This window comes from Enterobacter sp. MALB-1 (assembly GCF_041021625.1).
GTDB lineage: Bacteria > Pseudomonadota > Gammaproteobacteria > Enterobacterales > Enterobacteriaceae > Enterobacter > Enterobacter oligotrophicus.
Map to the genome: position 1 here is coordinate 464,863 of NZ_JBDPJL010000001.1, position 12,864 is coordinate 477,726.

The 12,864-nt window shown below is 51.3% G+C and carries 16 protein-coding genes and 1 rRNA gene; 11 read left to right on the forward strand and 6 right to left on the reverse strand.

The genetic code is table 11. The annotated features are described in order from the left end of the window. The first annotated feature begins 37 nt into the window (after nucleotides 1–37). The 4 genes from rplQ (at nucleotide 38) to ABGB15_RS02240 (ending at nucleotide 1,598) form a co-directional block, all read left to right on the forward strand. Complete coding sequence (gene rplQ / locus ABGB15_RS02225) at nucleotides 38–421, forward strand: 50S ribosomal protein L17 (RefSeq protein ID WP_001216368.1); 384 nt, start codon at nucleotides 38–40, stop codon at nucleotides 419–421. A 107-nt stretch (nucleotides 422–528) separates the two neighbouring features. Then, nucleotides 529–897, forward strand: coding sequence for a DUF1992 domain-containing protein (locus ABGB15_RS02230; protein WP_215723913.1), 369 nt, complete (start codon nucleotides 529–531; stop codon nucleotides 895–897). A gap of 2 nt (nucleotides 898–899) precedes the next feature. Continuing rightward, entirely contained in the window at nucleotides 900–1,325 is a 426-nt protein-coding gene (gene zntR / locus ABGB15_RS02235) for a Zn(2+)-responsive transcriptional regulator (protein ID WP_152082490.1), read from the forward strand. Nucleotides 1,326–1,382: 57 nt separating this feature from the next. Beyond that, nucleotides 1,383–1,598 carry an alternative ribosome-rescue factor A gene (locus ABGB15_RS02240; RefSeq protein WP_215723912.1) on the forward strand — a complete coding sequence of 72 codons (216 nt, stop codon included), beginning with the start codon at nucleotides 1,383–1,385 and terminating at the stop codon, nucleotides 1,596–1,598. Here the strand turns inward: ABGB15_RS02240 and mscL are convergent, their stop codons facing one another. From mscL to def, 5 genes are all read right to left on the reverse strand, one after another. Beyond that, the gene (mscL, locus tag ABGB15_RS02245; protein ID WP_152082488.1) at nucleotides 1,599–2,009 is read right to left on the reverse strand and encodes a large-conductance mechanosensitive channel protein MscL; all 411 of its coding nucleotides are present in this window, start codon (nucleotides 2,007–2,009) and stop codon (nucleotides 1,599–1,601) included. It abuts the gene before it with no gap. 145 nt (nucleotides 2,010–2,154) lie between these two features. Next, a complete protein-coding gene (gene trkA, locus ABGB15_RS02250) occupies nucleotides 2,155–3,531 on the reverse strand; it encodes a Trk system potassium transporter TrkA (protein WP_152082487.1) in 1,377 nt (458 codons plus the stop codon). Nucleotides 3,532–3,553: 22 nt separating this feature from the next. Beyond that, complete coding sequence (gene rsmB, locus ABGB15_RS02255; RefSeq protein ID WP_152082486.1) at nucleotides 3,554–4,840, reverse strand: 16S rRNA (cytosine(967)-C(5))-methyltransferase RsmB; 1,287 nt, start codon at nucleotides 4,838–4,840, stop codon at nucleotides 3,554–3,556. A 52-nt stretch (nucleotides 4,841–4,892) separates the two neighbouring features. Next, nucleotides 4,893–5,840 carry a methionyl-tRNA formyltransferase gene (fmt, locus tag ABGB15_RS02260; protein WP_215723911.1) on the reverse strand — a complete coding sequence of 316 codons (948 nt, stop codon included), beginning with the start codon at nucleotides 5,838–5,840 and terminating at the stop codon, nucleotides 4,893–4,895. Nucleotides 5,841–5,865: 25 nt separating this feature from the next. Then, nucleotides 5,866–6,375, reverse strand: a complete 510-nt coding sequence (def, locus tag ABGB15_RS02265; protein ID WP_152082484.1) for a peptide deformylase — start codon at nucleotides 6,373–6,375, stop codon at nucleotides 5,866–5,868. A 127-nt stretch (nucleotides 6,376–6,502) separates the two neighbouring features. Between def and dprA the strand changes: the two genes are divergently transcribed. From dprA to ABGB15_RS02295, 6 genes are read left to right on the forward strand one after another with little or no spacing between them, the layout of a single operon-like run. Further along, nucleotides 6,503–7,627, forward strand: a complete 1,125-nt coding sequence (gene dprA, locus ABGB15_RS02270) for a DNA-protecting protein DprA (RefSeq protein WP_215723910.1) — start codon at nucleotides 6,503–6,505, stop codon at nucleotides 7,625–7,627. After that, nucleotides 7,599–8,072 (forward strand): DUF494 family protein Smg, encoded by a 474-nt coding sequence (gene smg, locus ABGB15_RS02275; RefSeq protein ID WP_152082482.1) that lies wholly within the window; start codon nucleotides 7,599–7,601, stop codon nucleotides 8,070–8,072. Before dprA ends, smg begins: the two co-directional genes overlap by 29 nt. 26 nt (nucleotides 8,073–8,098) lie before the next feature. Continuing rightward, nucleotides 8,099–8,653 carry a type I DNA topoisomerase gene (locus tag ABGB15_RS02280; protein WP_152082481.1) on the forward strand — a complete coding sequence of 185 codons (555 nt, stop codon included), beginning with the start codon at nucleotides 8,099–8,101 and terminating at the stop codon, nucleotides 8,651–8,653. Next, nucleotides 8,646–9,218 carry an L-threonylcarbamoyladenylate synthase type 1 TsaC gene (gene tsaC, locus ABGB15_RS02285; protein WP_152082480.1) on the forward strand — a complete coding sequence of 191 codons (573 nt, stop codon included), beginning with the start codon at nucleotides 8,646–8,648 and terminating at the stop codon, nucleotides 9,216–9,218. The genes ABGB15_RS02280 and tsaC overlap by 8 nt, the downstream gene beginning before the upstream one ends. Nucleotides 9,219–9,222: 4 nt before the next feature. Further along, the gene (gene aroE, locus ABGB15_RS02290; RefSeq protein WP_215723915.1) at nucleotides 9,223–10,041 is read left to right on the forward strand and encodes a shikimate dehydrogenase; all 819 of its coding nucleotides are present in this window, start codon (nucleotides 9,223–9,225) and stop codon (nucleotides 10,039–10,041) included. After that, nucleotides 10,038–10,286, forward strand: a complete 249-nt coding sequence (locus tag ABGB15_RS02295; RefSeq protein WP_215723909.1) for a DUF1488 domain-containing protein — start codon at nucleotides 10,038–10,040, stop codon at nucleotides 10,284–10,286. Before aroE ends, ABGB15_RS02295 begins: the two co-directional genes overlap by 4 nt. Here ABGB15_RS02295 and ABGB15_RS02300 read toward each other — a convergent pair. Further along, nucleotides 10,262–10,816, reverse strand: coding sequence for a gamma carbonic anhydrase family protein (locus tag ABGB15_RS02300; RefSeq protein ID WP_152082478.1), 555 nt, complete (start codon nucleotides 10,814–10,816; stop codon nucleotides 10,262–10,264). The genes ABGB15_RS02295 and ABGB15_RS02300 overlap by 25 nt on opposite strands. A 471-nt stretch (nucleotides 10,817–11,287) precedes the next feature. Between ABGB15_RS02300 and ABGB15_RS02305 the strand changes: the two genes are divergently transcribed. Continuing rightward, nucleotides 11,288–12,829: ribosomal RNA gene (locus ABGB15_RS02305) — 16S ribosomal RNA — on the forward strand. The last annotated feature ends 35 nt before the right edge of the window (nucleotides 12,830–12,864 follow it).

The following is a 12,864-nucleotide window of genomic DNA, read 5'->3' on the forward strand; positions in this document are numbered from 1 at the left end:
GATCACAGGTTAAGGTTTTACTGAGAAGGATAAGGTCATGCGCCATCGTAAGAGTGGTCGTCAACTGAACCGCAACAGCAGCCATCGCCAGGCTATGTTCCGCAACATGGCAGGTTCACTGGTTCGTCATGAGATCATCAAGACGACCCTGCCTAAAGCGAAAGAGCTGCGTCGCGTAGTTGAGCCGCTGATTACTCTTGCCAAGACTGACAGCGTTGCTAATCGTCGTCTGGCATTCGCCCGTACTCGTGATAACGAGATCGTGGCAAAACTGTTTAACGAACTGGGCCCGCGTTTCGCGAGCCGTGCCGGTGGTTACACTCGCATTCTGAAGTGTGGCTTCCGTGCAGGCGACAATGCGCCGATGGCTTACATCGAGCTGGTTGATCGTTCAGAGAAAGCAGAAGCTGCTGCAGAGTAATCTGTAGTAACGTAAAAAAACCCGCTTCGGCGGGTTTTTTTATATCCGCAGATTCCCTACATCTCTACAATATCTGTATCTTTTCTGTTCATCCCCTGGAGTCCATCATGTGGTTGCTCGACCAGTGGGCAGAACGCCATATCAGCGATGCCCAACGAAAAGGCGATTTCGATAACCTTCCGGGTAGCGGCGAGCCATTAGTGCTTGATGATGACTCCTTTATCGCGCCTGAGCTACGAGCGGGTTATCGCTTACTCAAAAATGCCGGTTGCCTGCCACCGGAACTTGAACAGCGCAAAGAAGCAGTGGAACTTGCAGACCTGCTTAAAGGCATTCGTGAAGGTGATCCACGACACAAAGAACTTAGCCGTCGCCTGGCGCTCGTTGAGCTTAAGCTACGGCAGGCGGGTATGAATACTGACTTTCTGCGTGGAGAGTACAGCGAAAGGTTAATGCAGAAGATTAATGAGGAGTAACCATGTACCGTATTGGTGAACTTGCAAAGCTGGCAAACGTAACGCCGGATACTATCCGTTACTACGAAAAACAGGCGATGATCGATCATGAGGTACGAACCGAGGGTGGGTTCCGACTCTATACCGACAATGATTTACAGCGCCTGAGATTTATCCGCCATGCACGTCAGCTAGGCTTCACGCTGGATTCGATCCGTGAGCTATTATCGATCCGCATCGATCCAGAGCACCATACCTGCCAGGAGTCCAAAAGTATCGTCCAGGCCAGGCTGGATGAAGTGGAAGCGCGGATTCAGGAACTTCAAACGATGCAGCGCTCACTGCAGCGCTTAAATGATGCCTGTTGCGGAACGGCACACAGCAGTATTTACTGCTCTATTCTGGAAGCCCTTGAACAGGGGGCCAGTGGTGAAAACCGGGGCTGTTGATTTTAAGTCCACCCAGGTCTAGACTTCCGACGACGTAAACTAAACCCAGGAGATATTATGAGTCGCTATCAGCACACGAAGGGACAAATTAAGGACAATGCCATTGAGGCTCTACTTCACGACCCGCTTTTTAGACAGCGCGTTGAGAAAAGCAAAAAGGGGAAAGGAAGTTATCTGCGTAAAGGCAAACATACAAAACGGGGTAACTGGGAGGCCAGTGGCAAGCAAGCGAATCGCTTATTTACCACTGGCCTTCCTGCTTTCAACGGCTGATTAAGAGCGATTATTCTGCTCTTTTAACAGATCGCGAATTTCGCTCAGCAAGACTTCTTCTTTGGTCGGTGCTGGCGCTGCAGCCGGCTCTTCTTTTTTACGGTTAAGTTTGTTGATGAGCTTAATAGCCATAAAAATAGCGAACGCTACAATCACGAAATCAAATACGTTCTGAATGAATACGCCATAATGCATGACGACCGCCGGGATATCCCCTTGAGCCTCACGCAGCGTGAAGGCGAATTGTTTGAAATCAATGCCCCCAATTAATAGCCCTAACGGTGGCATGATAATGTCGGCTACTAATGATGATACGATCTTACCGAACGCCGCACCAATAATGACACCCACTGCCAAATCCACCACATTCCCGCGCATCGCAAATTCGCGAAATTCTTTAATAAAACTCATTATGTTCTCCTTGTGCCAGCTGACGACTATAAGTTTAACAAATGATTAGCTAATTGCCATTGGGGATAAATAATCGTTATGAAAAATAAAAGGCATGGAAATTAAAGGGTTAATGATCGGGCGCTCTTTACGAGCACCCAAATCATTACAGGAAGAATGGGCTGGGCTGGAATAAACGTTCGACGTCGGTAATAAACTTTTTATCCGTAAGGAACATAATGACGTGGTCACCTTGCTCGATACGCAAATTATCATTTGCAATCATGACGTCATTGCCGCGAACCACAGCGCCAATAATAGTCCCCGGTGGTAGCTTTATTTCATCAATGGCCCGCCCAACAACGCGTGACGTGGTTTCATCGCCGTGTGCCACCGCTTCAATGGCTTCAGCGACACCACGGCGTAACGATGAAACACCAACAATATCCGCTTTACGAACATGGCTTAGCAGTGCAGAAATTGTTGCTTGCTGAGGTGAAATAGCGATATCGATTACGCTGCCCTGAACGAGGTCAACGTAGGCACGGCGCTGAATAAGTACCATCACCTTTTTTGCCCCCATTCGCTTGGCGAGCATGGCGGACATAATATTCGCTTCGTCATCGTTAGTAACAGCAATGAAGAGATCAACTTGATCGATATGCTCTTCTGCCAGTAACTCTTGATCCGATGCATCGCCATAGAAGACGATCGTGTTCTGTAGTTTTTCAGCCAGTTCTGACGCGCGTTGTTGATCGCGCTCGATCAACTTCACGCTGTAGTCTTTTTCCAGTCGGTGTGCCAGCCCCGCGCCGATATTGCCGCCGCCAACCAGCATGATGCGTTTATACGGCTTTTCGAGGCGCTGAAGTTCACTCATTACAGCTCGAATATGCTGTGACGCCGCGATAAAGAATACCTCATCGCCCGCTTCTACAATCGTTGATCCCTGAGGGCGGATAGGTCTGTCATGGCGAAAAATGGCTGCAACGCGCGTATCAATATGCGGCATGTGCTCACGCATTGTGGACAGGGCATTACCGATCAATGGTCCGCCGTAATAGGCTTTCACGACGGCCAGGCTGACTTTGCCTTCGGCAAAGTTAACCACCTGCAAAGCTCCAGGGTATTCAATCAGGCGGTAAATACTGTCTATAACCAATTGTTCAGGCGCGATAAGGTGATCGATAGGCACCGCTTCAGAGTTAAACAGTTTCTCTGCGTCCCGGACGTAGTCCGGGGAACGGATACGGGCAATACGGTTTGGCGTGTTGAAAAGCGAGTAGGCAACCTGACATGCGACCATATTGGTCTCGTCAGAGCTGGTCACTGCGACCAGCATATCGGCATCATCGGCACCCGCTTCACGAAGCACGCGTGGATGTGAACCGTGGCCCTGCACGACGCGAAGGTCAAATTTGTCCTGTAACACACGCAATCGATCGCCATTCGTATCCACAATGGTGATGTCGTTGTTTTCCCCGACCAGATTTTCCGCCAGGGTTCCGCCAACCTGTCCTGCACCCAGAATGATAATCTTCATCTCTTGTGACCTGTTTTCAACATCACGCTTTGATTAGCTTAGCGTAAAAGAAGCCATCACCCTCTTCGGCACCAGGCAGGTTTTGCTGGCCCGGACATTCTGGTGTGCCGGTATCATGCAATGACGCATCGGGTGTTCGTTTCAGGAACGACGCGATTTGCAGACTGTTCTCTTCCGGGAGAACTGAGCAGGTCGCATAGACCAGCGTGCCGCCAGGTTTCAGGTGCGGCCAAATGGCATCCAGGATCTCGGATTGCAGTTGGGCAAGTTCTTTAATGTCGCGATCGCGGCGCAGCCACTTAATATCCGGGTGGCGGCGAATTACACCGGTTGCAGAGCATGGGGCATCCAGCAAAATACGGTCGAACTGCGTCTCGCCACACCAGTCTGCAGGTTTACGTCCATCGCCCTGTTTGACCTGCGCCTTCATTCCCAGACGTTTAAGGTTATCGTAGACGCGAGACAAGCGCTGCTCGTCGACATCAACCGCCATCACGTTAGCCTGCGGAGCTACTTCCAGAATATGCGTCGTTTTCCCGCCAGGCGCGGCGCAAAGGTCAAGGATCTGTTCGCCATTTTTCGGCTCAAGCCATTGCATACAGCCTTGTGCTGAGGCGTCTTGTACTGTCACCCAGCCGTCTTCAAAACCTGGAAGTGCATGCACGGCGGCAGGAGAGGCTAAACGCACGGCATCAGGGTAGGCTTCATGGGTGAATCCACTCATACCAGCCTCTTCCAGCAGAGCCAGCCACGCATCGCGGGTATGATGATTACGGTTAACGCGCAGCCACATTGGCGGACGCTGATTATTGGCTTCAGCAATTTCCTGCCACTGCTGTGGCCAGGCTTTTTTCAGGCGGTTCAGCAGCCATTCCGGGTGCAGAAAACGTTTTTCGGTTTGAGCAAATTCAGCTAAAAGCTCCTCCTGCTGACGCTGGAACTGGCGTAATACTCCGTTGATCAAGCCCTTGAGCTGAGGACGTTTAATGGCAACGGCACCTTCCACTGTTTCTGCCAGCGCTGCGTGAGGTGGAATGCGGGTATGAAGAAGCTGATAGAAGCCAACCATAATCAAATAATGCACAGTACGCTGTTTGCCCGTCATCGGGCGCGACATCAGCTTACTAATCAGCCATTCGAGCTGAGACAGAGTGCGAAGTACCCCGAAGCACAGCTCCTGAAGCAGTGCTTTATCTTTATCGGACACTTTTTGCTGCAGTGGGGGCAGGACATTGCTCAGGGACTGACCTTCCTCGACCACTTTTTCAACGGCCTGTGCCGCCAGACTGCGTAAATTTTGTTTTTTCATAGCCGTAAAAATAAAAATGCCCGGAAACACCGGGCCTTAAAAGTCAATGGGTTCAGGCAAGACGGTTGCCAGGGATAAACCATTCGCGACGGGAGTTTAACAGGTCTTGTGCGCTCATCGCTTTCTTACCCGCGGGCTGTAGGGATTCAAGATTCAAAATCCCTTCCGTGGTGGCGACCTGGATGCCCTGTTTGTTCGCATCAATGATCGTGCCAGGAGCCGCAGTCACGGGAGCATCAATAACGGAGGCTTTCCAGATTTTCACTGGCTGCTCATCAATCATCATCCAGCTCATTGGCCACGGGTTAAAGGCGCGAATGCAACGTTCCAGCTGAACCGCAGACAGCGACCAGTCGATTTGGGCTTCTTCTTTACTCAGCTTTTCGGCATAAGTCACCCGCGCTTCATCCTGGACTTCAGGTTTCGCGGTGTTGTCGGCAAGCTGCTTTAATGTCTCAATGAGACCCTGCGGACCAAGACCAGCCAGCTTGTCGTACAGCGTGGCGCTGGTATCGTCTGCAGTAATAGGGCAGGACAGTTTATACAGCATGTCACCGGTATCTAAACCTACGTCCATCTTCATGATTGTGACGCCAGTTTCAGCATCGCCCGCCCACAAAGCGCGCTGGATCGGCGCAGCACCGCGCCAGCGTGGGAGAAGTGAACCATGCACGTTGACACAACCCAGACGCGGCATATCAAGCACGGCTTTTGGCAAAATTAAACCGTAAGCCACCACCACCATTACGTCGGCATTCAGCTCAGCAACCCATTTTTGGTTTTCTTCAGGACGCAGGGATGCAGGCTGGAAAACAGGTAAACCGTGCTCTTCTGCCATTATTTTTACCGGGCTCGGCATCAGTTTTTTACCGCGACCAGCAGGACGATCCGGCTGGGTAAACACGCCAACCACCTGGTGACCAGACGATAACAGCGCGTCAAGATGACGCGCTGCAAAATCAGGAGTACCCGCGAAGATAATACGTAGTGTTTTAGACACGTTGTTCCTTGTATCCGGGGGGATGTTATGCGCGAGAGCGCAAACGATCCAGTTTCTCTACTTTTTGACGAATACGTTGCTGTTTCAGCGGAGAGAGGTAATCGATAAACAGTTTACCGACCAGGTGATCCATCTCATGCTGAATACAAATCGCCAGCAGGTCGTCTGCTTCCAGTTCAAACGGGTTACCGTCACGATCGAGTGCGCGAATCTTCACTTTTTCAGCGCGCGGCACTAACGCACGTTGTTCTGGAATGGACAGACAGCCTTCCTCAATACCAGTCTCACCACTTTTCTCAAGCAGTTCAGGGTTGATCAGCACCAGGCGGTCATCGCGATTCTCAGAAACGTCGATCACGATAATACGCTTGTGAATGTCTACCTGTGTTGCCGCGAGGCCAATGCCTTCTTCGGCATACATGGTATCGAACATATCATCGACGATACGCTGAATTTCTGCATTCACTTCTTTAACCGGTTCAGCGACGATGCGAAGGCGCTCGTCCGGAATATGTAACACTTGCAAAACTGCCATAAATTTCCAGAGTCGTGTTCAGGAGTTGATAAGAATATTATCTCTATTCTAGACAAATCCCCCATCGATTGACAGCATCAGTGACCAATCGCAAAGATTGCTGAGGCTGCTTATGGCAGGGAAAAGGATGACGTCCACAGAGATATGGTTACGGCTTATCAACATCGGTTCATTATGCGGTGATGTGATGCTGGAAGCCGCGCAAAAATTGCTTCGTAAGACAACGGTTGATACCGATTCTGTAAAAGAAGCAGGGCTTACAGCGAAGCATGCCGCAAGGTTCTTCTCGCTCAGTGAAAGTGAGCTTGAACGGAGTCTGAAATGGCTGGAACAACCGGGGAATCACCTTCTCCCTGCCGATCACCCACGCTTCCCGCGAATATTACGTACTGTCCCTGATTACCCCGGAGCGCTCTTTGTGAGGGGGAATGTCGATGCGCTTAACAGTCTGCAGCTTGCCGTAGTGGGCAGCCGTGCACCTTCCTGGTACGGTGAACGTTGGGGGAAAATCTTGAGTGAACAGCTGTCGCAATGCGGTTTTACCATAACCAGTGGGCTGGCCTGTGGTATTGACGGTGTCGCCCACAACGCGGCGCTATCAGTAAAAGGATGCAGTGTGGCTGTATTGGGCAACGGCTTGTTTAGTATTTACCCGCGCCGACATCAAGCTCTGGCTGAACAGATTATAGCGGCCGGAGGCGCGGTGGTTTCTGAGTTCTCCCTGTCAATGCAGCCCAGGCCGGGCAACTTTCCACGCCGTAACCGCATCATTAGTGGGTTGAGCCAGGGAGTGCTGGTTGTTGAGGCAGCCATACGCAGCGGATCGCTTGTTACCGCAAGATGTGCCCTGGAGCAGGGGCGTGAGGTATTTGCACTGCCTGGCCCGATAGGAAATCCCGGATGTGAAGGGCCGCACTGGCTGATAAAGCAAGGAGCAACACCTGTCACATGTAAAGAAGACATTCTGGAAAATTTGCAATATGGGTTGCACTGGTTGCCGGATGATCCCGAAAAGCGACATTATTCATCAGATCAGAAGGCGGTGGCATTGCCATTTCCCAAGCTCCTGGCTAACGTAGGAGATGAGGTAACACCTGTTGACGTTGTCGCTGAACGTGCCGGCCAACCTGTGCCAGTAACGGTAGCACAGCTACTCGAACTGGAGTTAGCAGGATGGATCGCAGCTGTACCCGGCGGCTATGTCCGATTAAGGAGGGCAAGCCATGTTCGACGTACTGATGTATTTGTTTGAAACTTACATCCACAACGAAGCAGAAATGCACGTGGATCAGGACAAATTGACACGGGATCTTACCGATGCAGGATTTGAGCGGGAAGATATTTATAATGCGTTGATGTGGCTGGATAAGCTGGCTGATTATCAGGACGGCCTCGCCGAACCGATGCTCCTTGCTTCTGATCCATTATCTGTGCGCATCTATACCGCTGAAGAGTGTGAACGGCTGGATGCCAGCTGCCGGGGCTTTATTTTATTCCTTGAGCAGATTCAGGTGCTAAACCTCGAAACGCGAGAAATGGTGATAGAGCGCGTCATGGCACTGGATACGGCAGAATTTGAACTGGAAGATCTCAAATGGGTGATTCTGATGGTTCTGTTCAATATTCCTGGCTGTGAAAATGCCTATCAGCAAATGGAAGAATTACTCTTTGAAGTGAATGAAGGTATGCTGCACTAATTCAATGTGCAGGACCAAGAATTGTTATGGCCAAATCAGCACTGTTCACGGTGCATAAAAACGAGCCCTGCCCACAGTGCGGGGCTGAACTTGTTATTCGGTCCGGGAAACACGGTCCGTTTCTCGGTTGTTCACACTATCCGGAATGTGATTATGTCCGTCCCCTGAAAAGCCAGGCGGACGGGCATATCGTTAAAATTCTGGAGGGACAGCTTTGTCCTCTCTGCGGGGGCGAATTAGCACTACGGCAGGGGCGCTTCGGTATGTTTATCGGATGCAGCCGTTACCCGGAATGCGAACATACAGAACAAATTGATAAGCCAGATGAAACGGCAATTTCTTGCCCTCAATGTCAGCGCGGCCAACTGGTGCAGCGTCGTTCACGTTACGGTAAGACCTTCCATTCTTGCGATCGTTATCCTGAATGTCAGTTCGTTATCAATTTCAAACCGGTAGCGGGTGTCTGCCCTCATTGCGATTATCCGCTGCTAATAGAGAAGAAAACGGCGCAAGGCATAAAGCGCTTCTGCGCCAGTAAACAATGTGGAAAGCCGGTATCGGCGGATCAAACCAGTGAATAATAACCTGCCATCAGACTCCATCGCGCATGTGGTGGACGTTTTGAAAAATGAAGAAGTCATCGCCTATCCAACTGAAGCTGTATTCGGAGTCGGTTGCGACCCGGACAGCGAAACGGCTGTGAGTCGTTTACTTGCCCTCAAACAGCGGCCCGTCGAAAAAGGGTTGATTTTGATTGCGGCCAGTTATGAGCAGCTTAAACCTTATATTGATGATTCGATGCTGACACCGGCGCAGCGGGAGACGATTTTCTCTGCGTGGCCTGGGCCTGTGACCTTTGTTTTCCCGGCGCAGCCGACAACGCCGCGCTGGTTAACCGGGCGTTTTGATTCTCTCGCTGTTCGGGTTACCGATCACCCGCTGGTGGTGAAACTGTGCCAGGCGTTTGGTAAACCACTGGTCTCAACCAGCGCTAACCTGTCCGGATTACCTCCTTGCCGGACAACCGAAGAGGTGCTGGCGCAGTTTGGTGAGGATTTCCCGGTAGCAGTAGGGGAAACCGGGGGACGCCTGAATCCGTCGGAAATTCGCGACGCCTTAACCGGCGAACGTTTTCGCCAGGGGTAGTATGATGGAAACTTATGCCGTTTTCGGTAACCCTATAGCACACAGTAAATCACCGTTGATCCATCAACTGTTCGCTGAACAGCTGAAGATTAATCATCCCTATGGCCGTGTTCTGGCACCGGTTGATGCATTTATTCCAACGCTGGATGCCTTCTTCGCTGCGGGAGGCAAAGGGGCCAATGTGACGGTGCCTTTTAAAGAAGAAGCCTTCGAACGTGCGGATGAACTGACCGAGCGTGCTTCTCTTGCCGGTGCCGTGAATACGCTTAAGCGGATTGAAGATGGTCGCCTTCTGGGCGACAACACAGACGGGATTGGTTTACTCAGCGATCTGGAAAGACTGTTATTTATTATACCAGGCTTTCGGATCTTGCTCATTGGGGCGGGCGGAGCGTCACGCGGTGTATTGCTCCCACTTTTGTCTCTTGATTGTGCAGTTACTATCACCAACCGCACTTTCTCCAGAGCAGAAGAACTTGCGGCATTGTTCGCTCACACCGGCAGCGTAAGTGCGGTAGCGCTTGATGATCTTGCGGATCATGAATTTGATCTTGTCATTAACGCTACCTCCAGCGGCATTAATGGTGAAATCCCTGCGATCCCGCCTTCTCTGGTGAGTGCCCACGTCTACTTCTACGATATGTTTTATCAGAAAGGGAAGACGCCTTTCCTGAACTGGTGCGAGCAGCACGGTGCGAAACATCTGGCCGATGGTCTGGGTATGCTGGTGGGGCAGGCGGCACATGCGGTATTGCTCTGGCACGGCGTATTGCCTGCGGTTGAACCGGTGATTGAAAAGCTGAAACAGGAACTCGCTGCATGAACCAGGCGATACATTTTCCGGACAGAGAAACCTGGGATGAGGGCAAGAAAGTGGTCTGTTTCCCGGTGCTGGTTCACGGGATGCAACTTACCTGCGCGATTAGCGGGGAAACGCTGCTGCGTCGCTTTGGCGGTTCAAATCCGCTAGAGGTATTTTGTGAGAATCGCTGGGATCTTGAAGAAGAAGCCAGCGATTTAATTCGCGATCAGCAGGAAGACGATCAGGGCTGGCTCTGGTTGTCCTGATCCAGATAGTCATTCTTCCATTTCACGTAGTTGCTCGCCGAGTATTTCAACCCTGCAATTTCCGCCTCTTTTAAGGGGCGGATCTGTTTCACCGGGCTGCCTAAATAGAGATATCCGCTCTCAAGCCGTTTGTTTTGTGGAACAAGGCTGCCTGCGCCGATCATCACGTCATCTTCTACTACGACGCCATCCAGCAAAATCGATCCCATACCAACAAGAACCCTGTTACCAATTGTGCAGCCGTGAAGCATCACTTTATGGCCGACGGTAACCTCTTCTCCGATGATCAGTGGATTACCTTCCGGGTTGTATGAGGATTTGTGGGTGACATGCAGAACGCTACCATCCTGAATATTGGTGCGCGCACCAATCGCCACATAGTTAACATCTCCCCTGATCGCAACGAGTGGCCAGATGCTGACATCATCGGCCATTCGGACATCACCAATGATCACGCTGCTGGCGTCGATCATCACGCGATCGCCTTTTTGGGGGAACAGATCTTTATAGGGACGTAATACTGCAGACATATCTACCTCGACAGATGAACGCTATACAGAAGACTTTGATCATATTATTGGATCGAGGCAAGGTGAAATACGTCAATATTTGAGCAGATCGGGTGGGATTTCAGCGAAAAGCGCGGAAAATCAGCAACCAGAAAAAAAGATCCAAAAAATGCTTGTGCTAAAAATTCGGCCCCCTATAATGCGCCTCCATCGACACGGCGGATGTGAATCACTTCACAGACAGCCCGGTCGGTTGAAGAGAAAAAATCCTGAAATAACGGGTTGACTCTGAAAGAGGAAAGCGTAATATACGCCACCTCGCGACAGAGCGCTGAAGCGCGTCGCAACTGCTCTTTAACAATTTATCAGACAATCTGTGTGGGCACTCAAAGTGACATGGATTCTTAACGTCGCAAGACGAAAAATGAATACCAAGTCTCTGAGTGAACATACGTAATTCATTACGAAGTTTAATTCACGAGCATCAAACTTAAATTGAAGAGTTTGATCATGGCTCAGATTGAACGCTGGCGGCAGGCCTAACACATGCAAGTCGAGCGGCAGCGGAAAGTAGCTTGCTACTTTGCCGGCGAGCGGCGGACGGGTGAGTAATGTCTGGGAAACTGCCTGATGGAGGGGGATAACTACTGGAAACGGTAGCTAATACCGCATAACGTCGCAAGACCAAAGAGGGGGACCTTCGGGCCTCTTGCCATCAGATGTGCCCAGATGGGATTAGCTGGTAGGTGGGGTAACGGCTCACCTAGGCGACGATCCCTAGCTGGTCTGAGAGGATGACCAGCCACACTGGAACTGAGACACGGTCCAGACTCCTACGGGAGGCAGCAGTGGGGAATATTGCACAATGGGCGCAAGCCTGATGCAGCCATGCCGCGTGTATGAAGAAGGCCTTCGGGTTGTAAAGTACTTTCAGCGGGGAGGAAGGTGTTGTGGTTAATAACCACAGCAATTGACGTTACCCGCAGAAGAAGCACCGGCTAACTCCGTGCCAGCAGCCGCGGTAATACGGAGGGTGCAAGCGTTAATCGGAATTACTGGGCGTAAAGCGCACGCAGGCGGTCTGTCAAGTCGGATGTGAAATCCCCGGGCTCAACCTGGGAACTGCATTCGAAACTGGCAGGCTGGAGTCTTGTAGAGGGGGGTAGAATTCCAGGTGTAGCGGTGAAATGCGTAGAGATCTGGAGGAATACCGGTGGCGAAGGCGGCCCCCTGGACAAAGACTGACGCTCAGGTGCGAAAGCGTGGGGAGCAAACAGGATTAGATACCCTGGTAGTCCACGCCGTAAACGATGTCGACTTGGAGGTTGTGCCCTTGAGGCGTGGCTTCCGGAGCTAACGCGTTAAGTCGACCGCCTGGGGAGTACGGCCGCAAGGTTAAAACTCAAATGAATTGACGGGGGCCCGCACAAGCGGTGGAGCATGTGGTTTAATTCGATGCAACGCGAAGAACCTTACCTGGTCTTGACATCCACGGAAGTTTTCAGAGATGAGAATGTGCCTTCGGGAACCGTGAGACAGGTGCTGCATGGCTGTCGTCAGCTCGTGTTGTGAAATGTTGGGTTAAGTCCCGCAACGAGCGCAACCCTTATCCTTTGTTGCCAGCGGTTAGGCCGGGAACTCAAAGGAGACTGCCAGTGATAAACTGGAGGAAGGTGGGGATGACGTCAAGTCATCATGGCCCTTACGACCAGGGCTACACACGTGCTACAATGGCGCATACAAAGAGAAGCGACCTCGCGAGAGCAAGCGGACCTCATAAAGTGCGTCGTAGTCCGGATTGGAGTCTGCAACTCGACTCCATGAAGTCGGAATCGCTAGTAATCGTGGATCAGAATGCCACGGTGAATACGTTCCCGGGCCTTGTACACACCGCCCGTCACACCATGGGAGTGGGTTGCAAAAGAAGTAGGTAGCTTAACCTTCGGGAGGGCGCTTACCACTTTGTGATTCATGACTGGGGTGAAGTCGTAACAAGGTAACCGTAGGGGAACCTGCGGTTGGATCACCTCCTTACCTTAAAGAACCTGCCTTTGTAGTGTCCACACAGA